We start from the raw sequence: 25,715 nt of genomic DNA on the forward strand, positions 1-25,715 counted from the left end.
TTATTCCTCTTTTAAGAGCGGAAGCAGCGCTTCCATCAGCTCTTCTTTCCTGAGTATTCCATCCGGCAGCGCAGCTCCGCTCTTCTTCAGCTCATAGGCCAGCTCCGTCACCTGAGGAACGTCCAGACGGTAGCTCTTAAGCTCGTCCACCCTGGAAAAAATCTCCTTCGGAGTCCCGTCCATGACAATCTTTCCGCCGTCCATGACAATCACTCTGTCTGCATCGATTACTTCTTCCATATAATGGGTAATCAGGAGCACGGTAATCCCTTCCGCCCGGTTCAGTTCCCGAACGGTGCTGATAACGTCTTTACGGCCGTTGGGATCCAGCATTGCGGTCGGCTCATCCAGGACAATACACTGTGGCTTCATCGCCATGACTCCCGCAATCGCCACCCTCTGCTTCTGTCCGCCCGACAGACGGTTGGGAGACTTCTTCCTGTAGGCCGTCATCCCCACTGCCTTAAGGCTGTTATCTACGCGTTCCCAAATCTCCTCGGTGGGAACTCCGATGTTCTCCGGGCCAAAGCCCACATCTTCCTCCACCACATTGCCGATAATCTGATTGTCCGGGTTCTGAAACACCATCCCGGCCGTCTTTCTCACATCCCACAGAAGATCATCGTCCGCCGTATCCATCTCAGACACCCAGACCGTTCCCTCCGTCGGAATCAAAATACCGTTAATATGTTTTGCGAACGTGGACTTGCCCGAACCGTTATGTCCCAGGACCGCCACAAAGCTCCCCTTTTCTATCTCCACATCCACGTGGTCGATAGCCCGGTTCACTTCTTCTATTTTATCTTCCTCATCCCGCCTGATATAATCAAAAACAAGATTTGCCGCTTTAATAATATTCATGATCAAGCCCTTCATAACCGCATCTTATCACTGCGCATTTGTGTAAATTGTAGAGCAATTGTAACTGGGAGTCAAGTAATATTTTGTCTGAAAAGCTCCCTTATTATGCCCGAAGACGACTGTTTTGCGTCCCTCGCCGAAGCAGCCGCAAAACGGATACAGCCGGCCGGACAGGACAGCTCCACTGCAAAAATGCCGTCCACCGGTAATTTTATCATATCGGAACCCGTGATACAATTAAATAACAATTAAAACTGAAAAACAACGCGCACGCCGGATCCACGCCAAAAACCGCCGCATCAACAGCTCCTGTAACTGCTGATGCGGCGGCTCTTTTTCCGCCCTGTATATAATTTCCCCGGAAAAATTACTGGAAATCCTTTTCCGCGTCTCCCGTATAAAGCACCTTGCCGGCTCTTTTTTCCATATAAATTGAGAGTCCCAGCGCTGCCAGGCCATAGAGCATGGCCCCGATGATGGCCGCCACGGGAAGTGTCTGGAACAGCAGATAGGTCTGGATCACTACGAGTATCATGGCAACTACCGCCACCGCATTCATCGTTCCCGGTTTCAGAATAAAGAATGCCTTCTTACACGCCTCCGGATACCTCTTATGTAACTGCGTCGAGGCGGCAATGGGAATGATGGTCATAAAGATTGAAATTCCCGAACCGTAGGTGGAAACCGTCTGCAGAGAAACGCCTGTGATGACAGGCACGATTCCGATCAGATAGAACATCGTAAGCAGCACGTGGGGGGTGCCGAACCGTTTATTTACTCTGGTCAAAATTGACGGAAGATAACCGTCGGCCGCAGCCGCAAGAAGAGGTTTCGTCACCCAGCCGAACACCGAATTCAGCGTTGTGGCAATTGCAAAAAGCGCTCCTCCAATGATGAAATAAGTGTAAAGCGGTCCCGGCAGGATTGCCCTTGCCACCTCCGACAGGTTCTTGTTCGCCACCTGTGCCCAGGGAAGCACTCCCGAAGCCACCAGGCCGAGAAAAGCATAGAATACACCGACAATACCGGTTCCAAGAATCATACACAGCGGAATGTCCCTGCCCGGATTCTTCATCTCGCCGCCCATATTGGCGATAACATTGGAACCGCCCACGGCAAATGTCATAAGAGCCGATGCCGTCATTAATCCTACGATACCGTTAGGCACAACATTATCTGAAGTAAAGGCCTCAAAATTCACCTGAGGCATGCCGTATCCGATGAACAGCACAAATGCAGACAGCAGCACAAGCACCATTATTTTCTGAACCATGGCTGCCGACTTCACTCCTATGAGATTCAGCACATAAAACAGTGTCAGCAGGGCTGCGCCGACCAGTTTAAACGGGATCCCGGGCACCAGTGACTGCATGTAGTCGGCAAATGAAATCGCATACAGCGAAAGCGTGATATTATATGAAAGAAAAATCAAAACATAAAAAACTCCCCAGCGCGGAGCCAGAAGCCTGGCGCCATACATATATGCCCCTCCGGTGGCCGGAAGAGTGGAACCCATAATAGCGGTCGGAAGAAACAGTACAATTACAAGGAACGCCGCTACAATAAATGCCAGCACCACCCCGTTTCCGGTAAAACCGATGGCCTGCCCCGTCATGGCCATAACTCCGGTTCCAATACTTTGTCCAATTGCAATACTCAACGCTTCTTTAAAACCTATATCTTTTTTCAGAGTAACCGTCTCGCTCATAATACCCTCCTTTATGTGCTGTAATTACCCGCCCGGCGGACATGGATGCATGTCCGCTGCAAGTATTATAGCATAACCAGCTCCCCATTCTGCACTCATTAATACAGAAATGGATAATCGGCGCTATTTTAGCCGATTTCAGCTCTCCCCTGTTATTCTTTATAAAAAGTCATACGGCATGTAGGACATCCGTCTGCAATCGTATCCGTAAGTTCGAAGCCCAGTCCCATCCCTTTCGCCATGTTTCTGTCTCCCTCCATGGCCATATCACACAGCTTCATGCATGTAGCATCATCGTACCCCAGATCCTGCCAGGATTTTAAGAGCGGACAGAAATGGTATTCGATTCCTACTTTCGACTCCCCTTCCGGCGTCACCTCGGCCTCAAAGGCATTTACCGCGACCGGTGAACCGAATGCCTGGGCAAATTTCTCCATGTCCAGGGAACCGTTTCCGTCATCCAGCGCCTTTTTAATATCGGCCCCCTGATTCTGTCCGTATCTTCTGACCGCCCTGCGGATTATCTCTTCACCCTCCGCTCCCATACCGGCTTTGCACGCCTCCTCGTAAATCAGCGCCATCCAGCAGGCTCTCGTGCCTACGGCTCCCCTCAGGATATTAGCCTTCTCATCGTCCAGAATTGATGCTTTGTTTGTAATGCTGCTCATAATTTCTTTCCTCCTCATAGAATTTGTTTGCTCCACTGCTTCGTTATGACACTTTCGCCGGTCTGCCGCTTACTGCTCCGGCAGATGCATTTTCACCGGCGGCCATACTCTCTTTACTGAGCATAATGGAAATGATATTCATATCCACCCCGGACATCCCCTCCCTTGAAAGACGGGACACATTCCGTATCGTCTCCTCCACACGGCGGCTTATAATTCCGTCCGTCTGCTTTATGATACTTCCCTCCATTGCAAGGCCTGCCGCCAGAACAGCCTCCCCCGCGCAGTTTCCCAGCTTCAGCGCACATCCGTCTTTTGCCCCGTCGCAGAGCATCCCCGATACACTTCCAAGCATGTTCTGGATGGCTCCCTCTATCTGTTCCCGGCTTCCGCCCATCAGCCACACAACGGCTCCGGCTCCGGCCGCACCCGAGAGGGTGGCACCGCAGATGGGCGAGAGACGGCCGACATGATATTTGATGCGGATTGTAAGCAGAATACTCATCATGACGCTCCGAAGCATTTTCTCTTCCCCGCAGCCCAGATATTCTGCCGCCGACGCCGGAAGTAAAATAGCCTCAAAACCCTGGTTCCCGCTGCCCAGCACGGTCATGGCGGAGAGCGGGGCTCCTCCCATCCGGCAGTCACAGGCAGCAGCTACGTTCATTTTGACGAAGCTTGCCAAATCGTCCGGGAGCACACCCTTTTTCACCATTCCGCGTATTTTTTTTCCAATATTCAGGCCGTAACTCCGGCTGAGTCCCATCTGTGCCGCGAGGCGGTTCATCTCAATACCTTCTTTCAAAAAAGCTATTTCCCCAACCGGTATTTTCTCACAGATATCAACCAAATCGCAGATGGACGACTCAGTTATCCACAATTCTCCTTCATATGAGTCCACATTGTGGTCATTCCTCCGGTCCAGCAGAATCTTACCGTCTTTTTCTATGTAGGCCAGATTGTCATGCCTGTCCAGAGTAATGGTCCGTACCGCCTCCCGCCCGGCGCTTGCCGTCACTTCAATATAAAACCGGTTATCCGGCTCCACCTCCAATGTGACAATACCGTGTTTCAGCATTTTTTCCGCCTCTTCGGTCAGTTCCGCCGTAACCCGTGAGAATAATTCCATCGTATTATCCCTTCCCGCCAGCAGCGCTCCCAGGGCTGCCGCCAGAGGGATACCCGCTTTATCCGTATTGGGAATTTTCACACAGAACGCGTTTTTAAAAATATTGGAACTCAGCTTCAGATGTATTTCCGCTGCCGGCAAATTTAGTCTGCCGCATGTATTGGACACAGCAAGACCAATCGCGGCCGGTTCCGTGCATCCCATCCCCGGCTTCATCTCCGACTGAATCAATCCGATAATCGTTTCCTGATCCATTGCTCCATTTCCTCCTTTCACCTTATCTGCCTTATATATAAGCAACCTCCGTGCCACTTTTCCGTGTGTCATGGTCTAAACGGAAATATCTGTAAAATAAAGTCCGAGTCTCTCTGTTTTGATTCGACTTTATCTGTTATTATCCATGATCCTCCTCTTTTCCAATCTCTTTCTGCATTTTTGAGCACAAAAAAAGACCTTATCAAAAGGTCTTTTTCTGGTATCTGTCCTAAAAATGTCCCGGAAATCATCTTCCACAGGATGATGGAATGGAATCGCCTGCAACTCTCTCTTAAAAGGTAAAATATCCTTTACTTTTGTAAAATATATTTTACATACTATGTATCATATTTTTTACACATCTCCAGCCGCCGCATGCGGTGATACAGATTCTGCCGGGAAATCCCCAATTGCTCTGCCGCCTTCTTCTGATTGCCTCCGTTCCGAATAAGCGCCGTCTCAATCAGCTCTTTTTCGTATGTCTGCAGGCTGCCGGAAAGACTTACGCAATCACTGCTTTCACTTCCGTCTGCTCCCACTCTCATAACCGGTCCGCCTCCCACTGACATGGCGTTTTCCACTGTCATGGTGTTTTCCACTGAAACGGGGACTTCTCCGGCGTTTTCGAACTGGCCCTGAAGGTGACGCGGCAGATCCGAAAGCTTCAACTCACTCTCTTCCGCCCTGATCATCATGTTCTCGATTACATAATCCAGCTCCCGCACATTGCCGGGCCAGCCATATGCACGAAGAAGCCGCTCCATTTCCGGAGAAACTCCCTTTATATCCTTATAAAAAATCTTATTATATTTACCGATAAAATACCGGGCCATCGCCAGTATGTCCTGCGGCCTCTCCCGCAGCGGCGGGATATACAGCGATAAGGGCGCAATTCTGTAAAACAGATCACTCCTCATCTTGCCGGTATCCATAAGAACCCTGGGATCCTCGTTGATTGCACTGACAATCCGGCAGTTGATCGGATACATCTTATGGCCTCCGACCCTCATGGCTTTTCTCTCCTGCAGTACACGCAGCAGTTTTGTCTGCATGGAAACCTGCATGGAATTCAGCTCATCCAGAAACAGTGTTCCGTTTTTTGCCAGCTCAAACAGGCCTTCCGAATCCACCGCGCCGGTATAGGCGCCCCTGACCGTCCCAAACAGGATACTTTCCAGAAGATTCTCCGGAATTGCCGCACAGTTCACCGGGATAAACGGTTCCTTTCCTCTCTTGCTGAAATTATGGATACTCTGGGCGAAAACTTCTTTTCCGGTTCCAGTCTCGCCGACTATCAGGAGATTGCGGTCCACCCCGGCAATTGTCTGGGCATCCCGGATGGTGTCCACCAGGGCCTTGCTCTCCCCGACAATATCGAGAAAAGAATAGGAGGTGTCATTCTCCTCCTTGTGTTTCTCATCCTTCAAATCCCTCAGACGGAGACGGCGCTTCAGCTCCGTGATCTCACGGAGCGTCTCCTGCGCCTTCCTGTCATCCTGGATAATCGTATATGCCAGTATATTTTTCCCATGATAAGCAAAGGGATAGGTACTGTACATCAGGGGACGATAGACATAATTCTTCGCCCTGGCGGGATTGTCACTGTATTTGTCTATGATTGGAATCCCGGTCTCGATAACATCCCGGTGTTCGTGCTCATCTTCCGTAAGGTAATTGTAGAAATCGGCCAGAGAGCGGTGATAAAGCTGCTCCCGGCTCATCCCGTAATACTGGGCGGCCATCTTACTGACGATTACGATTTCTCCCTTTGCGTTCGTTCCCATAACATCGAGTTTTTCAACAATCTCTTTATAGCATTCACGCTGGATTCTGGGATTGTCAAAGCTGGTCAGGTTATCCAGAAAATAAATCGTCCCGCCTTCCCAATCCTCCGTCCCGCAGCCATAGGTGTCTCCCCACGGTGAGCGGAGAAGCTCTCCGCCGTCCTCCGTCAACTGTCCGGCAAAACAGGAACCAAACTCTTTTCCGATCCATTCATCCAGCTTTGCGGCATTCTCCGCATACTGATTCACCCAGAGTATTTTCCCCTCGTGGTCCGTAATGATAACTTCCTGCTCCATGCGGTCTAAAACATTTTTCAGTGTACTTATACTCTCCATGGTAGTTTCCCGCTCCCCGGCGGTTTGCCTGAGTAAAGAGCAGAAAGAGCCGTCTTACTGCATCTTTCCGTCTCCGCCTATTGTGTAGCCGTCTATCACCGTGTTCGCAGCCATGCTGCCGTCCTCATAGAAATAGTACCACTCGGAAGGTGAGAGCTGGTACCAGCCGATAGCCATGGCTCCTGTGGAATCCGTATAATACCACTTGTCGTTCAGGTTCAGCCAGCCGGTCAGCATCTTGCATTCTGCGTCCATGTAGTACCATTTGCCGTTGATGGCGCGCCAGCCGGTCACTGCGTAACCATTCTCATCAAAGTAATACCAGGTGCCCAGAACATAGCGCCAGCCGTTCACGGCCTCGACTCCGTTCTCATCGGTGTAACGGCGTCCGGTGCGGTCCTGACGCCAGCGTCCTCCCACTTCTCCCAGATTATCCACGAATGAATCCTCGGAAGTGACATAGGCCCCGCTCCGTCTGTAGTTTGCATCGTTGCTGTTCTTCGAGGTGGCCCTCACCTCGTAGAAATAGTTTGCCTCTTTAGTGATATACTCCGTCAGGTCCACGTTTGTCCCTTCCAGCGTCAGTGTCGTCACATACTCGTCATTGCCCCGGTACAGCCTGAGCTGATATGCCGTAGCGTACTTTACTTTCTTCCAGACGGCCTTCGTCTTCGTCAAATCACTCCATCCGGCTTTCTCCGTCTGTCCGAGCTGTACAACCGGATAATAGGTCGCCTTTACGACCAGGTTTCCATCCTCATTCCTCTTGGCGGAAACAAAATCCGCTCCGCTGATGGTGCTCTTCTTGGAAGAATAAGAACCGTTAAATGATCTGCCGCTTCCCGGAACCAGAGTAACCGTTGCCGTCACTTTGGAACCAGGACTCCACTTATTAAGCTCCTTGCTCCAGGACACATCCTCAACCTCATAGCCGCTTCCGGTTGATAAAGTAGGCTCCAGAATCTCTCCGCCGTCATTGTCGTAGTTATTCTTGAACGTCACTCTGATACTGGCAATCGTTGTATCCGCATATGCCGTAAAAGCGCTGCCCGCTATGATCAGTGCCGCCGCGAAACCGATCCATAATCCCCTTGCTCTTCTCCTGAACATACCAATACCTCTCTTCTTATAATTTTATGCAGCCGTCCAGGGCTTTTCCAGTTACCGCTTCACACAATATACCTTCTGAACAGTTACAGTTTATATACTATCTGCGCCATACTCCGTCCGCTCCCACATAAAAGGTGCTGATCGTAGTGTTTACAGCCATACTTCCGTCTCCCGGATAGAAATAATACCAGTTTCCCCCTACCTGGGTCCATCCTTCGCACATCACGCCGTTCTCTCCCAGATAATACCTCTTGCCGTTGCTGTCCAGCCACTGGTTCTTGAACATCGCCCCCTCGGTCCCGTCCGGACCCGGATTTAAGTAATACCAGCCGTTGGTTGCCTGCACCCAGCCCTTTCTCATCGCGCCGTTATTGTCCAGATAATACCAGTTGCCGTTCTTCTCCTGCCAGCCGGTCAGCATCCATCCGTCCTTGTCGAACAGATACCAGATATTGTTGATAAACAGCCAGGAATCCTTCTGATAGGTGCCGTCCGGATAGCGGTACCACCAGCGGCTTCCGTCCTGGATCCAGCCGACCTGGGTTGTGGAATTGTTTGCCGCGCTGTTTGTATTGTTATAATCGATTTTACCCGAACCGTCTGAAACCGACTCTTTGGCGACATAGACCTCATCCGACTCCGTCCAGTCACTGCTGTCCGCATAATCCTTCTGGTTGTCACTCGACGGAGTGGAACGCACCTTGAAGGAATACGTTCCCGCACTCGTCATGTACGGATAAAAATTGATTGTTGTGCCTTTGTATGCTTTCACCTTATAAATGGCGCTGCTTCCTTTGTAGAGGGTAACGTCATAGGCATCCACGCCGCTCACCTTATCCCACTTTGCATGTCCCAGTTGGTTCTGCTTCCACTCGGCCTCATCGGGGGCTTCATATTCGCCCTTCACCGGCTTTGTCTTCACCGTCACGATCAGGGTATCGTAGCCCTTTCTCGACGCGGTAACGAAGGTTCCGCCTTTAACCGTTACATTGCTGGCTTTGTAGGTTCCGACGAACCCGTAAGTATCCGGGTCCTCCGCCTCCAGCCATACCTTAAGCGTATAGGTACTTCCTATCTTTACATCTTTTGAAGTGGAGCTGACCCACTGCGCCTCGCTTGCCACGTATCTGTCGTTGCCCGCACGCACGTTAAAGCCACTGTCCTTCCCCGCTTCCAGGTCTGGGAGGCTCTCGCCGGCGTCCAGATTCAGGTCCAGGGTAATGGAAACTTTACTGATTGTCTTTCTGGATGAAGCAGCGTAGGAAACGACTGCTCCTCCGAATACCATACAGGCTGCAATACATATGGAAACAAGCGGACCAATCCACCTGCGTTCTCTTTTCATCTTCCTCATCCTCTCCGGCGAAAAACCTTTTTATTGCTGAATTTTCCGCTATTTTTATGATTTTATTATAAAGCGTTCCTCTATGACAGTCAACTTACGATATTCTTGCGAAGTAAAGGGATTTACAGCCATTTCTCCAGCGTCTTTTTTAACTGCCTGGGATCGATTGGTTTTGCCAGATGTTCGTTCATTCCCGATTCTGCGGTTTTCTGACGGTCGTCGGCGAAGGCGTTGGCAGTCATGGCAATGATTGGTATGGTCCCGGCGTCTTTTCTGTCTAATGCGCGGATGGCTTTGGTGGAGGTGCAGCCGTCCATGATGGGCATCTGCATATCCATGAAGATTAAATCGTAATAGCCAAGGGGAGATTCATTGAATTGGTCCAGAGCCGTCTTACCGTTTTCGGCTATCTCTACCGTAACTCCCATCATTCCAAGCAGTTCGGCGGCTATCTCCTGGTTCAGGGCGTTGTCCTCCACGAGCAGTATCCGTTTTCCCGTATACAATGGTATCTGTTCGCTATGCTGCTCCTGCTGCGCCGGTTCGGGAATTACCAGAAACTGTTTCAGATTGGAAACAAGCCGCGATAAAAACAGTGGTTTGGTGATAAAGCCGTTGACTCCGGCCGCTGTCGCTTTTTCCAGATATTCTGAGAAGTCATAGGCGGAAATCAGGATAACCGGAAGAGTATTTCCCAGTTTCTCCCGTATCTTACGTGTTGTCTCTATTCCATCCAGGCCCGGCATCTTTAAATCCATTATTACCGCAAAATAGTCCTCACCGGATGCGTGCATCGCAATTGCCCTATCTAGCGCTTCCCTTCCGTTTGTTACCCATTCGGTCCTGATACCCAGAGCTTCAAGGCGTTTGCAGGTGTTAATGCAGGTAACCTCATCATCGTCCGCTATCAGGACGGACCTGCCCCGGAGGGCGCTGTCGTCGATTGTTCCATCCGACCGTTTCAGATAAACCGATGCCGTAAACCTGCTGCCCCGTCCGTATTCACTTTCAACCCGGATCTCTCCGCCCATCTTTTCAACAACGCTTTTACAGATAGAAAGCCCCAGACCGGTTCCCTGTACCGAATGGATCCTTTCATCATCCGCCCGCTCAAACGGCTCAAAAACACGATCGAGGAATTCGGCCCGCATTCCGATTCCATTATCCTCTACGGCAAATTCATAGCGGCCTGTCAGAGGGTCTTCGGACGGCCTCTCAAAAATTTCCAACCGGATCATTCCTCCCTCTCCGGTGTATTTTATTGCATTGGTCAGCAGATTCATGATGAGCTGCTGCAGGCGCTGCATATCGCCCATGACAAACTCATGGCGTATGTCGTTCAGATGGATTTGAAACTGCTGGCTCTTTTCGTCTATCAGAGGCTGCACCATAGATACCACGCTCTGGACCAGCTCCGACAGATTGACAGCCTCCTCCGTCAGTACGATCCGGCCGCTCTCTATTTTGGACATATCCAGAACTTCATTAATAATGCTCAGAAGCAGTCTTGATGAAGTATCTATTTTGTCAAGGCAGCTCACCAGACGTTCTTCATTATTAAGATGGGATCTGGCGATGGTCACCATACCCATGATGGCGTTCATGGGAGTACGGATATCATGGCTCATCCTGGAAAGAAAATCCGACTTTGCCCGGCTGGCCTTCTCCAAATCTGCGGTGATCTGCTTTTCCTTCTCAAGCGCCTCCCTCAAATCGGTCTGCAGATTCATCTCCTCGGTCATATCGGTATACGTTGCATAATAGATGCGGCACTCTTCGGATTCCTGGCGCAGGCTCAGCTCCGCGCTTACCCATGCGTATGTGCCGTCTCCACAGAGCAGCCGGTACTTTTTCACGCTGAAGTTATTCTTTTTGAACCCTTCCGAATATTCCTGGCGCACCCGTCCTTTATCCGGTTCCGGGATATTGGCGAAAAAGTCGTCGAAATACGCTCCTTCTAAGGCAGCCACGCTGCGATCCGGAACGACCGCATTCTCTGCGGTCCGTGCAATCTTAAGAATTCGGTACATGCCCAGATTACCGTATAAGGGCTTGGCCCTTCCATCGGGGTACAGGCACACCAGAATCACGCCGGCCGAAATCGAATCCAGAAGCTCATATGCCGTATCGGCCCGTTCCTGTGAAGCTCTCAGGGAACTTTCCAAATGTTTCTGGTATTCTCCGCTGCTCTGCGCATACCGGGCTTTTAAGAGAAATACGCCGATAATCTGCGCTATGGTCATCACGACTTCATGGATCTCGCCGTCGCTCTCCCAATCACTGCGCAGCTGCCGGAAGTCCGTGATTCCCAGACAGGCGGCAAGCTGTCCATGATATTCAATCGGCGCCTGGAGTACCGATCTGGAACCAAACTGTTCAAGAATGGCGGTCTGTTCCGGCGGAAGTGTATCCGTACTCCAAAAGACGGTCTTGCCGCCCATGGCAAAATCGTCCTCAAAAGCGGACAGGCGTTTCCACTCCGCCCCACTCATATCCCATGGAGACTTCGCAGAACCGGAAGCGTTCCAGAGATAAGTCCTGCCGTATCCGCCGTCGTGCTCCGAAACATAGACACTGTCAGCCGAAAACTCCATTCCTACCAGTGCCAGCACCTGACGGACAGCGGTATCAAAATCCTTTTCCTGCCACAATATATCTAAAATGTGAGTTTTCAGCTGACTATATTTTTCTACTTTCATATGTTCCTCCGCATCCTGCTTCACGTACATTTCCGTATTCCCCTTATTATAAATCATGGTAATACAAAACTCAATATTTTCCTGTGCAGGCGGATTATGGCAGGCAGCTTATAGTGCAGGCAGCATGAAATCATAAAAACGCCATACCCGGCATTTCGATGTATTGCTCATCTAATGTCAGATATGGCGCTGTATTTATTCTCCTGAAATGAATATCAAACTTGTTTCTCCGATGATCCCCGCTGTTTTTGCTATCTCCACATAACCTCCGCCGCCCAGATACAGGCCGGCATGGAGATGATTGACAGCAGTGTGCTCAGGCAAACCGTTTTAACGGCATACGTATAGTCCGTCCCCAGCTTCTGGGCGTATACCGCCACATTGGAACCGACCGGGGCGGCGGCCGCAATCAGCAGGCTCATTTTCACCTCGGTTCCCATTCCCCGGAACAGGGACAGGAAGAGAAGCGTGGCAGCCGGGATAATGAAAAGACGGGCAAGGGAAACATAGTAAAGCTTCCTCTCCTCAAACAGTACCTTGATATCCGTCTGCGCCAGATATACCCCCAGCACAATCATCGCAATCGGAGCATTCAGGGCGGAAAGGGCGTTAATTGGCGTCAATAACAGCTCCGGCAGTTTTATCCTGAGGAAGTATACGGCGAGGCCGGCTGCAAAGCTGAGAACCAGAGGGTTCGAAAGTATTTCCTTATAATGCAGCTCCATTTTCTTTCCGGCCAGGATACTCTGTCCGTAAAACCACTGGAAGATGTTTAAAAAGGCCACCATACCCGCCGTATACAGGACTGCCTCCGGACCGACCAGCGACGAAATGAGAGGAATTCCCATAAAACCGGCATTGGAAAAGGCCGCTCCGAAATTGTCGATCGGATTTTTCCGGAACAGCGCGGCCGCAACCGCCATGGCAAGAAGGAGGATTGCGATACCGAGCAGGACGGAACCCGCGATTGCACCGGCGCTCTGCCTGTCATCGGCCGCACCGAACGATTTAATGATGACGGAAGGCAGAATCACATAAAGTAAAAGATTGGCAAGGCCTTTACTCGCCTCCTTTGATAAAAGTTTTTTCCGGAACAGGATGCATCCCACAGCCATGTAGATAAACATAATCACCATTTGTTTTAATATAATTACCGTACCTGCCATACCGGACCTATTCCATTTCCGCCAGTGTCTGTTTTAAAAAGGCTTCGAATTTTATACTGGATGAAATGCTCAACCGTTCCTTCGGCGTGTGGTGGCAGAACCTGGAAGGTCCCATGGCGACCGCATCCTCCAGCCCCAGACGTGAATGTAAAATCCCGATTTCATTTCCCGCATGGCACGTAAGCACTTCCATATCACTGCCGTTAATCCGCTTCCAGGTATCCATGACCGTTCTCCTGAGCGGGGAATTCATCCGGTATCTCCATTCCGGATATTTGCTGTGAATTTTTACCTCACCGCCCGACCGCTCCGCGGCCGCCCTTCCCTTTTCGGCAATTCTTTCACGCGTGGCCGGATAAACACTCCTTATCTCCTCCACAAATGTGATCGTGCTCTCCGTGGTTCTGAGAATTCCCAGATTCGATGAACTCTCCACATCCCCGGAGCGTTCGCTGCTCATCTCCTGGATTCCGTTCGGAAGCAGGTATGCGGTGCCAAGCAGCCGTCCGAGACAGCCGTCCGTCAGGGCATTATAGTTTTTCTGCCTTCCCTTTTCTATCTTCAGATAGAGGCCGGAGTCACTCTTTCCGTATACCTCCTGCAGCTCTTCGAAGTACCTGCCGCATTCCTCCTCTATCGCCGTCACACTGCGGCTTCCACAGTGAAGCATCACGCCCGCCTCCCTGGGAATCGCCAGCCTGGAATTGCCCCCTTCCATCTCTGATATGGAAAATTCTTCTCCTCCGGACAGGAGCCTTCTGAGCATGCCAATCATAAGCATGATTGCGTTTCCTCTTCCTCTGTGGATATCGGCGCCGGAGTGTCCTCCGGTCAGACCTCCGATTTCCAGCCACAGTGTATCCGGATACAAATCCTCCCGAGCCCGTTCCAGGGGAACCTCCACCTCCATGGCCATCCCGCCGCAGGAACCGGCAAGCATCCTGTTATCCGGGCTGGTATCCAGGTTAATCATTCTCGTTGCTTTAAAATAATCGTGTGAAATATTCCATGCCCCGCTCATATCCGTCTCCTCGCAGACCGTAAAAAGGGCCTCCAGCGGCGGATGGGAAAGTGATTTATCTTCCAGGACCGCCATGATCAGCGCCACGCCAATCCCGCAGTCCGCTCCCAGGGACGTGCGCTCCGCCGACATGATCCAGTCTCCTTCTATCTTCCACTCAATTGCATCTTTTTCAAAATCATGGAGTGATTCCGGTTCCTTGTCACAAACCATATCGAGATGAGCCTGGAGAAGCAGCGGTGCGGCGTTTGCATTACCGCCTTTTCCCGGTTTCTTTATCACCAGATTGGAGATGGCGTCCTGGAAAACTTCCAGGCCCAGCTCTTTTGCCCATCCATATATGTAATCGCTGACCGCCTTCTCACTGCCGCTGTCACGCGGGATTTTGCACAATCTGTAAAAGTGGTGAAGCGTCCTGTGATTCAGCAAAGATTGTATTTCCCTGTTTTCCTCCTCACAGGGTACTTTTCCGCACTCGTTTGTTTCTGCTTTCATCCGTGTTCCTCCTCTTAGAATGGTCCCAGGTTAATGAACTGGGCAAACATCGTGGCAGCCACAGCAATACTAATCATAATCACAAAGATTTTGACAATAAATTTTACCCAGGATAAATAATTGATGTTGGCAATTCCAAGTCCTATCATCAGCGTGCCGCATGTCACCCACATCATATTGGAAAGTCCGTCTCCGAGCTGGAACGCCAGTACGGCTACCTGCTGGTTGACGCCGAGTATCTGTGCCAGAGGCGACATAATCGGCATTGTAATCGCCGCCTGTGTGGAACCCGAATTGACAAAGAAGTTAATCAGTGTCTGTACAATTACCATCCCTCCGGCCGAGATAACGGGCGGAAGCTTCTCCAGAGGAAGCGCCAGATAGTACACGATGCTGTCCAGAATACTGGCTGAATCCAGAATCTGTGTGATTGCCATGGCAAAACCGATAATCAGACAGGGAACCGCCATATCCTTTGCCCCTTTACTGAATTCGGTAAAAATCCGGTTCAATCCGTAACCGTTTGCAATGCCTGCCAGCAGTCCGATTGCAAGAAAAATGGTAGCGCACTCCGAGAGATAAAATCCTTTTGTGATAGTTCCCCAAATCAGGAATGCGAGGCCCGCAAAGAAGATTATCCACACTCTGATATGGCCGCCCGTCATTGCCGTCTTTTCCGATGTATCGGAGAGAAACTCTTCCGGCACGTTGGGGCTGAAGCTGTAAGCACCGTCTTTATGCACCTTTCCTGCATAACGGAGCATGTAAGCGAGAGCGACAACATAAAGGATTACTGACAGCGCCACTCTGTATCCGGCTCCGGACGGATAAGGAAGACCTGCAATCCCCTGTGCAACCGCAAGATTAAAGGGATTGAGGAATCCGGCTCCGTAACCAATTGCATATCCCAGAATCATGCTGCCGATTGCGGTGATGGTGTCAAACCCCAGAGAGACCATCAGGACAATGATAAACGGTGCAAATGCCATCATTTCCTGGCCCATTCCAAAGGTGGAAGAGCAGAACAGGAAGAAGAACATGACGCCCGCTATGACAAATCCACGGCTCTTATCGCTTTTAAACCGGTCCACCATCTGGCTTAATGCGGCCTCAATCGCTCCCGTTGAAGTGATTACCCCGAGCGCCCCTCCTATCAGGAGCAAAAACGATATGATGGAAGATGCTTTTTTAATTCCCGCATCAAACGACAGCATGACGTCGATCGGCGTTGCCGCATTCTGTGCAATCTGATGATAGGTGCCGGCCGCTACGACGGTCTTTCCGGTTGCCGGATCCACGATCCTTTCAAATTCCCCGGCCGGAATAAAATAGCTCAGAATGGCCACCAACACTACAAGTACAAACAAGAGTGTAAGCGGATTCAGATTTGAGAACAACTTTGTGATTTTCCCCTCTTTTTTCGTATGCATTCCATTTTCCTCCCCGTTCCCCTGAACGATATGTTTTTTGCTTTTACTTTTCCCCACTGCGAGTTGCTGTTAACTGGTTTCAAAACGTTTTGATTTATATTGACATTGTAGCACCGGGGTATTAATATGTAAAATATTGATAAAATATCTTATCTATTCGAAAAACATATAGATTGAGTTCCGGGAATGCGACCTGGAAAACATTTTCCTGAGATTGGAGGTTCTATGGAATTAAGACAGCTTCACTATTTTATAGCAATCGCCGAGGAGGGTTCTATCACCGCTGCGGCCGCACGGCTGCACCTGACCCAGCCGCCCCTCAGCCAGCAGCTTAAAAAGCTGGAGGAAGAGCTGAATGTCGTACTGTTTGAAAGAGATTCGAGAAAGGTCCAGCTTACCGACGTCGGACAGCTCTTCCTGATCCGTGCCAAGCAGATTCTGGCCCTCAGCGAGGCCACGCAGAGTGAAATCAGCGACTATGCCAACGGATGCCAGGGAACCATCTTTGTCGGCATCACGCCTACCGCGATTCCGCTGATCCTTTCTCCCGCCATCGGTGAATTCCATCGCAAATTTCCGCTGATTAATTTTGAGATATTCGAAGGAAACACCTCCTATATCAGCGAGCTGCTGACCAAGGGAATCGTGGATATCGGAATTCTGCGCTCCCCTTTCAATACCAAGGGGCTCAATTCTATCCGCAAGAAATCGGAACCCATGGTAGCCGCCATGTCCCCGTCCTACAACTGGTCCGACGCCCTCTCCTGCTCCGTCAGGGAGCTGGACAAGAAGAAGCTGATTATCTACAGGCGCTATGAAGCGCTCCTGCAGGAGTCATTTGCCCAGTATAATGCCAAGCCGCATATTATCTGCAAGACGGAACGCTCCTACACCGCCCTCCGGGCAGCCGAGTCCGGGCTGGGGATTGCCGTCCTGCCGTTCAGCGCCCTCCAGATGGCCCAGGATCAGTTAATCCTTAAGATTCTGGAGGATCCGAGCCTCTCCACCAGTCCCATGGCCGTATGGATGCCGGACCGCTATCTGTCAAAGGCGGCCGAGGCCTTTCTTGAATACTTTAAAGAGCTGTAAATAATGAAAACACTCAGGTTCCAATCTGATAACGAAAAAAAGGCACTCCCAAAGCGGGAATGCCATTTTCATTATCTATTCGGATATAAGATTAAACAAGCTCTAATAAAACTTCCATAGCGCCGTCGCCCTTACGCTGGCCGATTTTAACGATTCTTGTGTATCCACCGTTACGGTTAACGTACTTAGGAGCAATCTCATCAAAGAGTTTTGCCGGCATATCTACGGATTTTGTGTTTTTCTTTCTGCCTGCTTTTGCAGTAGGAACTTCTGTGATATCATAGAAAACTTTTAACATCTGTCTTCTTGCATGAAGTCTGGATGGTTTGTCTTTCTTGATCTCTTTCTCTACTTCGTCATAAACGGTTACTTTCTTGCCGTCAACAACTTCTTTTACCCTCTTGCCGTCTTTGTCTTTGCGTGCAACTTTTGCAGTAACTTTAACGGTTTCGAAGTTATCTTTTTCCTTAACTGCCATAGCAATTAAGCCCTCGGCGATTTTCTTTACTTCTTTAGCTCTTGCTTCAGTTGTAGTGATTTTGCCGTGGTATAACAGGTTGGTAACCTGGTTTCTAAGTAATGCTTTTCTCTGGCTGGAAGTTTTTCCCAGCTTTCTATATCCTGCCATGTTTGAATCCTCCATTATTGTGGAAGCCGGCGTCCATGCTTCTTCGGACTTACTGTCCGCCTGACTTATATTTTGTAAGCGCCCGGCTGTGCCTTTTGGTCTTACCTGTCGGGTACTCCATGCTTTCTTCTAAACGATACGGATTAAGCCTCTTCGCTCGGGTTGAGCTGTAAGCCTAATTCTTTTAATTTGGCAAGTACCTCTTCCAATGACTTGCGGCCCAGGTTTCTGACCTTCATCATATCTTCCGGAGTCCTGTTGCACAGTTCCTCCACGGTATTGATACCTGCTCTCTTTAAACAGTTGTATGAACGTACGGATAATTCCAGTTCATCAATGTTCATCTCAAGCACTTTCTCTTTTTCATTGTCTTCCTTCTCTACCATAACCTCTGCGGTTCTGGCATTCTCGGAAAGGTCAATGAACAGATTTAAATGCTCGCTGAGAACCTTAGCTGCCAGGCTGACTGCCTCATCAGGAGCAAGAGTTCCGTTTGTAAACACATCCAGTGTCAGTTTATCGAAGTCGGTAACCTGGCCTACACGGGTATTTTCAACGGTCATATTGACACGCTCTACCGGTGTATAGATGGAATCCACAGCGATCATTCCGATTGGAAGTTCGTCGTTCTTATTCTTGTCTGCGCTGATGTAGCCGCGGCCCTTGGTGATGTTCAGTTCCATATAGAACTTACTGTCCGTACCGCCGCTCAATGTGGCAATTACCTGCTCAGGATTTAAAATCTCAATGTCAGAATCAACCTGGATATCAGCGGCCGTTACAACGCCTTCTCCTTCGAACTCGATATAAGCGGTCTTCGGCTCATTCGTTTCGCTCAGATTCTTAATTGCCAAACTTTTGATGTTCATAATAATCTCAGTTACGTCTTCCTTTACGCCGGGAATCGAACTGAATTCATGCAAAACGCCATCGATTTTCACTTGACTTACTGCTGCGCCAGGCAAAGAAGAGAGCATAATTCTTCTTAAAGAATTTCCTAAAGTAGTTCCATATCCTCTTTCGAGTGGTTCAACTACAAACTTGCCGTATCTTTTGTCTTCTGAAATCTCAGCAATTTCAATTTTCGGTTTTTCAAAATCGAACACTATAGCCCCTCCTTTTGGGAACTTTTATTGAGGGTCTGCCATACTCCATAAGCTAAGAGAAGATAATTTGTTACACGTCTGCCGAATGCAGAACCATAACGACATTGCCGCTGTACGGCCCCGAAGGACCGTACAGCAACAGTGATTTTTAGTCAACTCTTAATTATTTGGAATATAACTCGACGATAAGCACTTCATTAACAGGAACATCAATTTCGTCTCTGGTTGGTAACTCTTTAACGACACCCTTTAAGTTTTCAGCGTCAGCCTCTAACCATGCAGGTACCATTCTTCCGGCTGTTACCTCTAATATATCTTTATATCTCTGTGAAGTTTTGTACTTCTCTTTGATCTCGATTGTGTCACCAGCTTTTACGCGGTAGGACGGAATGTTTACAGGCTTTCCGTTAACCAGTACATGCTTGTGATCTACGATCTGTCTTGTCTCTTTTCTCGTGCGGCCAAAGCCCATTCTGAATAATACATTATCAAGTCTGCACTCCAGAAGGATCATGAGGTTGGTACCAACCTGTCCGGACATTCTGGAAGCTTTTGCATAATAATTTCTAAAAGGTTTCTCTAACACACCATAGATGAATTTTGCTTTCTGTTTCTCTCTTAACTGGAGACCATACTCGCTCATCTTTCTATTGGTTCTCTTTAACTCTCTCTTGGATTTCTTGTCGATTCCTAAATAAATCGGATCCAGGTCAAGAGATCTACATCTTTTAAGTACAGGAACTCTATCTACTGCCACTTTACTTGCACCTCCTAATTAGACTCTTCTACGTTTTGGCGGACGGCATCCGTTATGCGGAACCGGAGTTACGTCCTTAATGCTGGTTACTTCAAGACCACATGCCTGAAGGGCACGGATTGCTGCTTCACGGCCTGATCCCGGACCTTTTACCATAACGTCTACTGACTTTAAGCCATGGATGAGAGCTGCCTTTGTAGCAGTTTCTGCAGCCATCTGAGCTGCATATGGAGTAGATTTCCTTGAACCTCTAAATCCCAGACCGCCAGCACTTGCCCATGACAATGCATTACCCTGAGCATCTGTTAAGGTAACGATTGTGTTATTAAAAGATGACTGGATGTGCGCCTGTCCGCGTTCAACGTTTTTCTTTACACGCTTTTTTGTCACTTTTTTACCAGTTGACACTTTTTTAGCCATTTTAAACTAACCTACTTTCTTCGATTATTGAATCCTGTTACTTCTCTAACCTGATTCACAACTTATTTGTTACCAATTATTATTTCTTCTTGTTCGCTACTGTCTTTCTCGGTCCCTTACGTGTTCTTGCGTTTGTCTTGGTCTTCTGACCACGAACAGGAAGGCTCTTTCTATGACGAATTCCTCTGTAGCATCCGATCTCCTGAAGTCTCTTGATGTTCATAGCGATTTCTCTACGTAAATCACCTTCAACAACCTGACTTTCAGTGATGACTGCTGCGATTCTCTTAACTTCGTCGTCAGTTAAATCCTTAACACGTGTGTCAGGATTAACGCCAGCCTCTGCAAGAATACGGCTTGCACTTGTTCTACCGATACCGTAGATGTAAGTTAAACCGATCTCGACGCGTTTTTCTCTTGGTAAATCAACACCTGAAATACGAGCCATGTGTGTAGTACACCTCCATTAGTTTTTTTCTTTGCTTCTTTGAGTTGAGTTAAATGTATTATGCCATTCCATGTAAACCCTGAATAGTTATGAACAACTTATCCTGGTGGTTCATATAGAAAGCCGTGCGAAAAAATCAGGCAGACAAATGCTTATCAGCCCTGTCTTTGTTTGTGCTTTGGATTTTCACAGATTACTCTGATACTGCCTTTTCTTTTAATGATCTTGCACTTTTCGCAAATTGGTTTAACCGATGATCTAACCTTCACAGTGATTCTCCTTTCCGTAATAGTCCGTCCTGGTTAAGGACTTACAATAATTTAATATTACCCATTGCAGTCCTTATATGCCGGACTTACAGGTACAGCAGGCGTCACTTTCCTTGCTTAGCCCGGGTTCGGCTAAAAGGGCGGATCTCACCTGTTGCTTCAACAAAGTTCGCTAGAGCATTATAACACTTATTTTTATATAATGCAAGCATAATTTCCCGTAAAACAAAGGTTTCCCGCATATTCGGTGCGGTGGGTCCCGGATTTGATACGGGCGGAAGCGGATTCAGGAAAATGTTCTCCACCCGTTCCCGCTCCGTCGCCCGAAGGTCTCAGGTCAAAACCCGAGCCTATTTATCTCTCCAGATAATTCTTCCCTTGGACAGGTCATATGGAGACATCTCCATCGTAACCTTATCGCCCGGCAGAATTCTAATATAATTCATACGAAGTTTTCCGCTGATAGTAGCTAAAACTACGTGTTTGTTCTCCAGCTCCACTTTGAACATCGCGTTCGGTAATTTTTCAACCACAACGCCTTCAATTTCAATTACATCTGCTTTTGACATAAACTTTTTACCTCCCTGGGGTTCCTGGTTGTTCCCGGTTTTCTTGTGGGTTTTCTAAATGATTCTCCCGTTACATTTAATGAAGCGTTTCACCTCTTCATCTCTGACGGTGCCGCCGCTCACCAGCTTTTCGCAAAGCTTTTCATCGCGGATACGGGATATCTGAACATGCTTCTTCTTTTTGCGCTTCGGATCTGCCACGGTGCGGAGTCTTCCATCCGCCAGGTAAACATATTCCGCATCTTCTTTTATTATGATAAATATGTTTCCTTTGTCATGACCGGCCAAAGACCGGACAAGACAGCCTGCTTCATATCCTGCCATCTTACCACCTCGAATCAGAGTATACACTGGTCGCTAAGTACTCATAGTATTGATAAAATCTCTGGTCCATCCTCGGTAATGAGAATGGTATTTTCATAATGAGCCGACAAAGAGCCGTCATCCGTCACTACAGTCCAGTCGTCATCCATCCAGACCACATCATAACTTCCCGCGTTGATCATTGGCTCCACAGCCAGCGTCATGCCGGGCTGCAGAAGAATGCCTTTTCTCCGCCTTGCGAAGTTGGGCACCTCCGGATCTTCATGTAAATGAGTGCCGATCCCGTGACCTACCAGGTCCCTGACTACCCCATAGCCGAAACTTTCGGCGTATTTCTGGATAGCCGCGGAAATATCATTTAGATGATTGCCAGGTTTGGCAAATTTAATCCCCTCAAAGAAACTTTGTCTGGTTACTTCTATGAGCTGCTTCGCTTCTTCGCTTATTTCACCGACTCCATGGGTCCTGGCCGCATCGGAATGATACCCTTTATAGATAACACCCGCATCCAGGCTTACAATGTCACCTTCCTCTATATAATGCTCCCTGTGCGGAATTCCGTGTACCACCTCATCATTGACCGACACACAGATAGACGCAGGATAGCCGTTATAGTTCTTAAAGGAGGGAATGCACCCATAGCTGCGTATGATTTCTTCACCCATATGGTCAATGTCCCATGTGGACATGCCGGGTTTCAGGTTTTTTGCAAGCTCTTCGTGAGTGACGGCAAGGATTCTTCCCGCCTCTCTCATCAGCTCAATCTCTCTGGGAGATTTAATCGTTACTGCCATATGTTATGCTCCTAAAATCTCAGTGATGCTCTGGAAAACTTCTTCCATTTCTTTGGTTCCGTCTACGGAATGCAGCACGCCTTTTTCCTTATAATAGTCAATCAGCGGCTGTGTCTGCTCGTGGTAAACTGACAGACGTTTCTGAACCGTCTCAGGTTTGTCGTCATCCCTGAGAACCAGCTCTGCTCCACATACGTCGCAGATGCCTGTTTTTGCAGGGGGAGCAAATGTTACATGGTAAGTTGCTCCACAGTTTAAGCATGCGCGGCGTCCTGACATTCTGCTCACGATGTTCTCATCGGGAACGTCCACGTCAATTGCATAGTCGATTGCCTCTCCCATGCCGGAAAGGGCTTTTGTCAGGCTCTCAGCCTGCGGAATTGTCCTTGGGAAGCCATCCAGAACATAACCCTTCTCACAGTCGTCCTGGTGGATACGGTCAAGAAGCATTCCAATCGTAACTTCATCCGGTACTAAGAGTCCCTGATCCATGAACTGTTTCGCCTTCATGCCCAGCTCCGTACCTTCCTTAATATTAGATCTGAAGATATCTCCGGTAGAGATATGAGGGATCTGATATTTCTCTGCAATTCTTTTGGCCTGCGTGCCTTTGCCGGCCCCCGGTGCTCCTAACATAATAATCTTCATAGGCTTACCTCCCCGTTTAATGCGGCGACAGACGCTTTGCGATCCTCTTCACCGCCAACCAATGAAACGCTTCCTGCAAATACAACAGAATCGCCCCTATGCAGGATCAGCCCGGTTCCGGATCGGCCGGTTTCCAGGAGTTCCTGCTTAGAAAGCGAATTGTTTTAATCGTTTAAAAATCCTCTGTAATTACGAACAAGCATCTGTGACTCTACCGCCTTAATTGTCTCAAGGACTACGCCAACAATAATGATCAGGGACGTTCCGCCGAAGGACATATGTCCGACAGAGAAAATTCCGGATACCATAATCGGGATCAGACATACTACGATAAGACCGCAGGCGCCGATAAATACGATATAATTTAAAATGCTGTTCAGATAATCAGACGTTGGCTTACCTGGACGGATGCCCGGGATAAAACCGCCGGATTTTTTCATATTGTTTGCAACTTCCAACGGGTTGAATGTGATGGATGTGTAGAAATACGCGAACACCACGATCAAGCCGATATAAACTATCATACCAATTGAATATACAGGATATTCCGCATGGAACCATGAACCGGAGTTAAGCATTCTTAAAAGCTTTCCGCCGATGGTATTGTAATCCACCTGGAAAAACTCTGCAATAACAACCGGGAAAGACATCAGGGAGGAAGCAAAGATTACAGGAATAACACCTGCGGTATTTACTTTCAGAGGGATATTGGAGGACTGGCCGCCCACCATCTTTCTGCCCTGCATCTTCTTGGAATACTGAACCGGAATTCTCCGCTCCGCATCCTGCAAAACAATAACGAACACTACCATGGCAAGAATAATCGCCAGGATAATGATCAGTGATACGGTTGCCACAGGCACATTCTTACCAACGAGGAATCTCTCGTAAATGGTAATCATATCGCTGGGCAGTGTGGAAATGATGTTGAACAGAAGGACGATGGAAATACCATTTCCTACGCCGTGCTCTGTGATTCGCTCACCAATCCACATGAGCATTGCACTACCTGCCGTCATCGTAGTGATGGCAACGATAACGCTGACTGCATTAAAGTTAACCAGAAGGCCTCTGCCGCCAAATCCTACGGACATGGCAATAGACTGCATAAGTGCAAGGCCTACAGTGAGGTAACGTGTATACTCTGCAATTTTCTTTCTTCCGTCCTCACCTTCACGCTGCATCTCTTCCAGTTTTGGAATCGCGATCGTGAGAAGCTGCATGATGATGGAAGATGTGATATATGGTGTGATGCTCAAGGCGAATACTGACATGTTCGTAAACGAACCGCCAGTAATCGTATTGAAAAATCCAAATGCATCGCTGGACTGTCTTGAGAACAGTTCATCGAAGAAATTCGTTTGTACTCCCGGGATCGGCAGTTGCGAACCAATACGGATCACAACCAGCATAAAGAAAGTGTAGAGGATTTTCTCTCTGATTTCCTTTATCTTAAAAGCGTTCTGGAGTGTTTTTAACATATTAGATCACCTCGCAGGTTCCGCCAACTGCTTCAATCTTGGCTTTTGCTCCTTCACTAACAGCATCTGCTTTCACAGTGAGTTTCTTGGTCAGCTCGCCGTTGCCAAGAATTTTAACGCCATCGCGTGGGTTTTTAACGATACCTGCTTCGATTAATGTTTCTACTGTAACAACTGAATCGTTGTCAAATCTCTCTAATTCGCTAACATTGATACCAATGATTGTCTTAGAGTTTCTATTCGTGAATCCTCTCTTCGGGATACGTCTGTATAAAGGCATCTGGCCGCCTTCAAATCCCGGTCTAGTTGCACCGGAACGAGCTTTCTGGCCCTTATGTCCTTTACCAGCAGTCTTACCATTACCTGAAGCGTGTCCACGGCCTCTTCTGAAGCTGTCGCTGTGTTTTGAACCTACAGCCGGCTGTAAATTAGATAAATCCATGACTGCACCTCCTACGTGGATTTTAGATTTCTTCAACTTTTACCAAGTGTCTTACACACTGAATCATGCCCCTGACTGCACCGTTATCCGGCATCTCAACTGTCTTGTGTAACTTCTTTAAGCCTAAAGCTTCAACAGTTGCTTTCTGCTTCGGAACGGCACCGATAGGAGATTTTACTAAAGTGATTTTTAATTTCTCTGCCATTTTAATACCCTCCTATTAGTTCAGAATCTCTTCTACAGATTTACCACGGAGTTTTGCAACTTCTTCAGGTGTCTTAATCGAACATAATCCTTCGATAGTAGCTAAAACAACGTTGGTCTTGTTGTTGGAGCCTAAGGATTTTGTACGGATGTTCTTATATCCTGCAAGCTCCAGAACGGAACGGGCCGGACCTCCTGCGATAATACCTGTACCTTCAGGAGCCTTCTTCAGAAGTACGTTTGCACTTCCAAATTTGCCGATGAAGTCATGTGGGATACTGTTATTTTCATCAAACGGAATCGCTACAAGGTTTCTTGCTGCAGCTTCTTTTCCTTTACGGATAGCTTCCGGAACCTCAGCAGCTTTACCCATACCTGCACCAACGTGCCCGTTTTTGTCACCAACTACTACTAATGCGGAAAATCTCATTGTACGTCCGCCTTTAACAGTTTTGGACACACGTTTGATTGCCACTACCTTATCTTCTAACTCGAACTGGCTGGCATCAATTTTTGTACGTTTCATGTG

Annotated in this window: 27 protein-coding genes; 1 reads left to right on the forward strand and 26 read right to left on the reverse strand. The window is 48.5% G+C overall.

Annotated features, from left to right (window positions below; genetic code table 11):
- The 12 genes from QZT18_RS03440 to QZT18_RS03495 all read right to left on the reverse strand — a co-directional run bounded on the left by QZT18_RS03440 (nt 1) and on the right by QZT18_RS03495 (nt 16,007).
- Nucleotides 1–861: an energy-coupling factor transporter ATPase gene (locus QZT18_RS03440; RefSeq protein WP_125142024.1), complete on the reverse strand. Its 861-nt coding sequence runs from the start codon at nt 859–861 to the stop codon at nt 1–3.
- A 71-nt stretch (nt 862–932) separates the two neighbouring features.
- Nucleotides 933–1,079, reverse strand: a complete 147-nt coding sequence (locus tag QZT18_RS03445; RefSeq protein ID WP_294144255.1) for a hypothetical protein — start codon at nt 1,077–1,079, stop codon at nt 933–935.
- Nucleotides 1,080–1,228: 149 nt separating this feature from the next.
- On the reverse strand, nt 1,229–2,569 hold the full coding sequence (locus QZT18_RS03450) for an APC family permease (protein ID WP_294144257.1): 1,341 nt from the start codon (nt 2,567–2,569) through the stop codon (nt 1,229–1,231).
- A gap of 152 nt (nt 2,570–2,721) precedes the next feature.
- Complete coding sequence (locus QZT18_RS03455; protein ID WP_294144258.1) at nt 2,722–3,237, reverse strand: L-2-amino-thiazoline-4-carboxylic acid hydrolase; 516 nt, start codon at nt 3,235–3,237, stop codon at nt 2,722–2,724.
- Nucleotides 3,238–3,280: 43 nt separating this feature from the next.
- A complete protein-coding gene (locus QZT18_RS03460; RefSeq protein ID WP_294144259.1) occupies nt 3,281–4,621 on the reverse strand; it encodes a serine dehydratase subunit alpha family protein in 1,341 nt (446 codons plus the stop codon).
- Nucleotides 4,622–4,959: 338 nt separating this feature from the next.
- Nucleotides 4,960–6,741, reverse strand: a complete 1,782-nt coding sequence (locus QZT18_RS03465) for a sigma-54-dependent Fis family transcriptional regulator (RefSeq protein WP_294144260.1) — start codon at nt 6,739–6,741, stop codon at nt 4,960–4,962.
- A gap of 54 nt (nt 6,742–6,795) precedes the next feature.
- On the reverse strand, nt 6,796–7,851 hold the full coding sequence (locus QZT18_RS03470; RefSeq protein ID WP_294144261.1) for an N-acetylmuramoyl-L-alanine amidase family protein: 1,056 nt from the start codon (nt 7,849–7,851) through the stop codon (nt 6,796–6,798).
- Nucleotides 7,852–7,948: 97 nt separating this feature from the next.
- On the reverse strand, nt 7,949–9,196 hold the full coding sequence (locus QZT18_RS03475; protein ID WP_294144262.1) for an N-acetylmuramoyl-L-alanine amidase family protein: 1,248 nt from the start codon (nt 9,194–9,196) through the stop codon (nt 7,949–7,951).
- Nucleotides 9,197–9,318: 122 nt separating this feature from the next.
- Nucleotides 9,319–11,895 (reverse strand): response regulator, encoded by a 2,577-nt coding sequence (locus tag QZT18_RS03480; protein WP_294144263.1) that lies wholly within the window; start codon nt 11,893–11,895, stop codon nt 9,319–9,321.
- A 251-nt stretch (nt 11,896–12,146) separates the two neighbouring features.
- Nucleotides 12,147–13,061 (reverse strand): AEC family transporter, encoded by a 915-nt coding sequence (locus tag QZT18_RS03485; protein WP_294144264.1) that lies wholly within the window; start codon nt 13,059–13,061, stop codon nt 12,147–12,149.
- A gap of 7 nt (nt 13,062–13,068) precedes the next feature.
- The gene (pepD, locus tag QZT18_RS03490; protein ID WP_294144265.1) at nt 13,069–14,577 is read right to left on the reverse strand and encodes a beta-Ala-His dipeptidase; all 1,509 of its coding nucleotides are present in this window, start codon (nt 14,575–14,577) and stop codon (nt 13,069–13,071) included.
- Between the two features lie 14 nt (nt 14,578–14,591).
- Complete coding sequence (locus QZT18_RS03495) at nt 14,592–16,007, reverse strand: YfcC family protein (RefSeq protein WP_294144266.1); 1,416 nt, start codon at nt 16,005–16,007, stop codon at nt 14,592–14,594.
- Between the two features lie 225 nt (nt 16,008–16,232).
- Between QZT18_RS03495 and QZT18_RS03500 the strand changes: the two genes are divergently transcribed.
- Nucleotides 16,233–17,096 (forward strand): LysR family transcriptional regulator, encoded by an 864-nt coding sequence (locus QZT18_RS03500; protein WP_294144267.1) that lies wholly within the window; start codon nt 16,233–16,235, stop codon nt 17,094–17,096.
- A gap of 91 nt (nt 17,097–17,187) precedes the next feature.
- On the opposite strand, the gene QZT18_RS03505 is transcribed toward QZT18_RS03500, so the two are convergent.
- The 14 genes from QZT18_RS03505 to rpsE form a co-directional block, all read right to left on the reverse strand.
- On the reverse strand, nt 17,188–17,724 hold the full coding sequence (locus QZT18_RS03505) for a bL17 family ribosomal protein (RefSeq protein ID WP_125142011.1): 537 nt from the start codon (nt 17,722–17,724) through the stop codon (nt 17,188–17,190).
- A 143-nt stretch (nt 17,725–17,867) separates the two neighbouring features.
- Nucleotides 17,868–18,830: a DNA-directed RNA polymerase subunit alpha gene (locus QZT18_RS03510; protein WP_003497792.1), complete on the reverse strand. Its 963-nt coding sequence runs from the start codon at nt 18,828–18,830 to the stop codon at nt 17,868–17,870.
- 163 nt (nt 18,831–18,993) lie between these two features.
- The gene (gene rpsD, locus QZT18_RS03515) at nt 18,994–19,587 is read right to left on the reverse strand and encodes a 30S ribosomal protein S4 (RefSeq protein WP_227033022.1); all 594 of its coding nucleotides are present in this window, start codon (nt 19,585–19,587) and stop codon (nt 18,994–18,996) included.
- 18 nt (nt 19,588–19,605) lie between these two features.
- Nucleotides 19,606–20,007, reverse strand: coding sequence for a 30S ribosomal protein S11 (gene rpsK / locus QZT18_RS03520; RefSeq protein ID WP_022360550.1), 402 nt, complete (start codon nt 20,005–20,007; stop codon nt 19,606–19,608).
- Between the two features lie 79 nt (nt 20,008–20,086).
- A complete protein-coding gene (gene rpsM, locus QZT18_RS03525) occupies nt 20,087–20,455 on the reverse strand; it encodes a 30S ribosomal protein S13 (protein WP_125142009.1) in 369 nt (122 codons plus the stop codon).
- Nucleotides 20,456–20,610: 155 nt separating this feature from the next.
- The gene (rpmJ, locus tag QZT18_RS03530) at nt 20,611–20,724 is read right to left on the reverse strand and encodes a 50S ribosomal protein L36 (protein WP_003497809.1); all 114 of its coding nucleotides are present in this window, start codon (nt 20,722–20,724) and stop codon (nt 20,611–20,613) included.
- A gap of 350 nt (nt 20,725–21,074) precedes the next feature.
- Nucleotides 21,075–21,293, reverse strand: a complete 219-nt coding sequence (infA, locus tag QZT18_RS03535; RefSeq protein ID WP_227033021.1) for a translation initiation factor IF-1 — start codon at nt 21,291–21,293, stop codon at nt 21,075–21,077.
- A 54-nt stretch (nt 21,294–21,347) separates the two neighbouring features.
- Nucleotides 21,348–21,617: a KOW domain-containing RNA-binding protein gene (locus QZT18_RS03540; RefSeq protein WP_294144595.1), complete on the reverse strand. Its 270-nt coding sequence runs from the start codon at nt 21,615–21,617 to the stop codon at nt 21,348–21,350.
- Nucleotides 21,618–21,658: 41 nt separating this feature from the next.
- Nucleotides 21,659–22,411, reverse strand: a complete 753-nt coding sequence (gene map / locus QZT18_RS03545; protein WP_294144597.1) for a type I methionyl aminopeptidase — start codon at nt 22,409–22,411, stop codon at nt 21,659–21,661.
- Between the two features lie 3 nt (nt 22,412–22,414).
- Entirely contained in the window at nt 22,415–23,059 is a 645-nt protein-coding gene (locus QZT18_RS03550; RefSeq protein WP_294144599.1) for an adenylate kinase, read from the reverse strand.
- Nucleotides 23,060–23,223: 164 nt separating this feature from the next.
- Complete coding sequence (gene secY / locus QZT18_RS03555; protein ID WP_294144601.1) at nt 23,224–24,540, reverse strand: preprotein translocase subunit SecY; 1,317 nt, start codon at nt 24,538–24,540, stop codon at nt 23,224–23,226.
- Between the two features lies 1 nt (nt 24,541).
- Complete coding sequence (gene rplO / locus QZT18_RS03560) at nt 24,542–24,982, reverse strand: 50S ribosomal protein L15 (RefSeq protein WP_021640639.1); 441 nt, start codon at nt 24,980–24,982, stop codon at nt 24,542–24,544.
- Between the two features lie 22 nt (nt 24,983–25,004).
- Nucleotides 25,005–25,187: a 50S ribosomal protein L30 gene (rpmD, locus tag QZT18_RS03565; RefSeq protein ID WP_125142005.1), complete on the reverse strand. Its 183-nt coding sequence runs from the start codon at nt 25,185–25,187 to the stop codon at nt 25,005–25,007.
- Nucleotides 25,188–25,202: 15 nt separating this feature from the next.
- On the reverse strand, nt 25,203–25,712 hold the full coding sequence (rpsE, locus tag QZT18_RS03570; RefSeq protein WP_125142004.1) for a 30S ribosomal protein S5: 510 nt from the start codon (nt 25,710–25,712) through the stop codon (nt 25,203–25,205).
- Between the last annotated feature and the right edge of the window lie 3 nt (nt 25,713–25,715).

It is taken from the genome of uncultured Clostridium sp. (genome assembly GCF_900547735.1).
GTDB lineage: Bacteria > Bacillota > Clostridia > Lachnospirales > Lachnospiraceae > Otoolea.

What these genes read in the sequence shown, in the direction of transcription:
- QZT18_RS03440 (WP_125142024.1), bottom strand. Translation starts at nt 861, where the DNA reads ATGAATATTATTAAAGCGGCAAATCTTGTTTTTGATTATATCAGGCGG.
- QZT18_RS03445 (WP_294144255.1), bottom strand. Translation starts at nt 1,079, where the DNA reads ATGATAAAATTACCGGTGGACGGCATTTTTGCAGTGGAGCTGTCCTGT.
- QZT18_RS03450 (WP_294144257.1), bottom strand. Translation starts at nt 2,569, where the DNA reads ATGAGCGAGACGGTTACTCTGAAAAAAGATATAGGTTTTAAAGAAGCG.
- QZT18_RS03455 (WP_294144258.1), bottom strand. Translation starts at nt 3,237, where the DNA reads ATGAGCAGCATTACAAACAAAGCATCAATTCTGGACGATGAGAAGGCT.
- QZT18_RS03460 (WP_294144259.1), bottom strand. Translation starts at nt 4,621, where the DNA reads ATGGATCAGGAAACGATTATCGGATTGATTCAGTCGGAGATGAAGCCG.
- QZT18_RS03465 (WP_294144260.1), bottom strand. Translation starts at nt 6,741, where the DNA reads ATGGAGAGTATAAGTACACTGAAAAATGTTTTAGACCGCATGGAGCAG.
- QZT18_RS03470 (WP_294144261.1), bottom strand. Translation starts at nt 7,851, where the DNA reads ATGTTCAGGAGAAGAGCAAGGGGATTATGGATCGGTTTCGCGGCGGCA.
- QZT18_RS03475 (WP_294144262.1), bottom strand. Translation starts at nt 9,196, where the DNA reads ATGAAAAGAGAACGCAGGTGGATTGGTCCGCTTGTTTCCATATGTATT.
- QZT18_RS03480 (WP_294144263.1), bottom strand. Translation starts at nt 11,895, where the DNA reads ATGAAAGTAGAAAAATATAGTCAGCTGAAAACTCACATTTTAGATATA.
- QZT18_RS03485 (WP_294144264.1), bottom strand. Translation starts at nt 13,061, where the DNA reads ATGGCAGGTACGGTAATTATATTAAAACAAATGGTGATTATGTTTATC.
- pepD (WP_294144265.1), bottom strand. Translation starts at nt 14,577, where the DNA reads ATGAAAGCAGAAACAAACGAGTGCGGAAAAGTACCCTGTGAGGAGGAA.
- QZT18_RS03495 (WP_294144266.1), bottom strand. Translation starts at nt 16,007, where the DNA reads ATGCATACGAAAAAAGAGGGGAAAATCACAAAGTTGTTCTCAAATCTG.
- QZT18_RS03500 (WP_294144267.1), top strand. Translation starts at nt 16,233, where the DNA reads ATGGAATTAAGACAGCTTCACTATTTTATAGCAATCGCCGAGGAGGGT.
- QZT18_RS03505 (WP_125142011.1), bottom strand. Translation starts at nt 17,724, where the DNA reads ATGGCAGGATATAGAAAGCTGGGAAAAACTTCCAGCCAGAGAAAAGCA.
- rpsK (WP_022360550.1), bottom strand. Translation starts at nt 20,007, where the DNA reads ATGGCTAAAAAAGTGTCAACTGGTAAAAAAGTGACAAAAAAGCGTGTA.
- rpsM (WP_125142009.1), bottom strand. Translation starts at nt 20,455, where the DNA reads ATGGCTCGTATTTCAGGTGTTGATTTACCAAGAGAAAAACGCGTCGAG.
- infA (WP_227033021.1), bottom strand. Translation starts at nt 21,293, where the DNA reads ATGTCAAAAGCAGATGTAATTGAAATTGAAGGCGTTGTGGTTGAAAAA.
- QZT18_RS03540 (WP_294144595.1), bottom strand. Translation starts at nt 21,617, where the DNA reads ATGGCAGGATATGAAGCAGGCTGTCTTGTCCGGTCTTTGGCCGGTCAT.
- map (WP_294144597.1), bottom strand. Translation starts at nt 22,411, where the DNA reads ATGGCAGTAACGATTAAATCTCCCAGAGAGATTGAGCTGATGAGAGAG.
- QZT18_RS03550 (WP_294144599.1), bottom strand. Translation starts at nt 23,059, where the DNA reads ATGAAGATTATTATGTTAGGAGCACCGGGGGCCGGCAAAGGCACGCAG.
- secY (WP_294144601.1), bottom strand. Translation starts at nt 24,540, where the DNA reads ATGTTAAAAACACTCCAGAACGCTTTTAAGATAAAGGAAATCAGAGAG.
- rplO (WP_021640639.1), bottom strand. Translation starts at nt 24,982, where the DNA reads ATGGATTTATCTAATTTACAGCCGGCTGTAGGTTCAAAACACAGCGAC.
- rpmD (WP_125142005.1), bottom strand. Translation starts at nt 25,187, where the DNA reads ATGGCAGAGAAATTAAAAATCACTTTAGTAAAATCTCCTATCGGTGCC.
- rpsE (WP_125142004.1), bottom strand. Translation starts at nt 25,712, where the DNA reads ATGAAACGTACAAAAATTGATGCCAGCCAGTTCGAGTTAGAAGATAAG.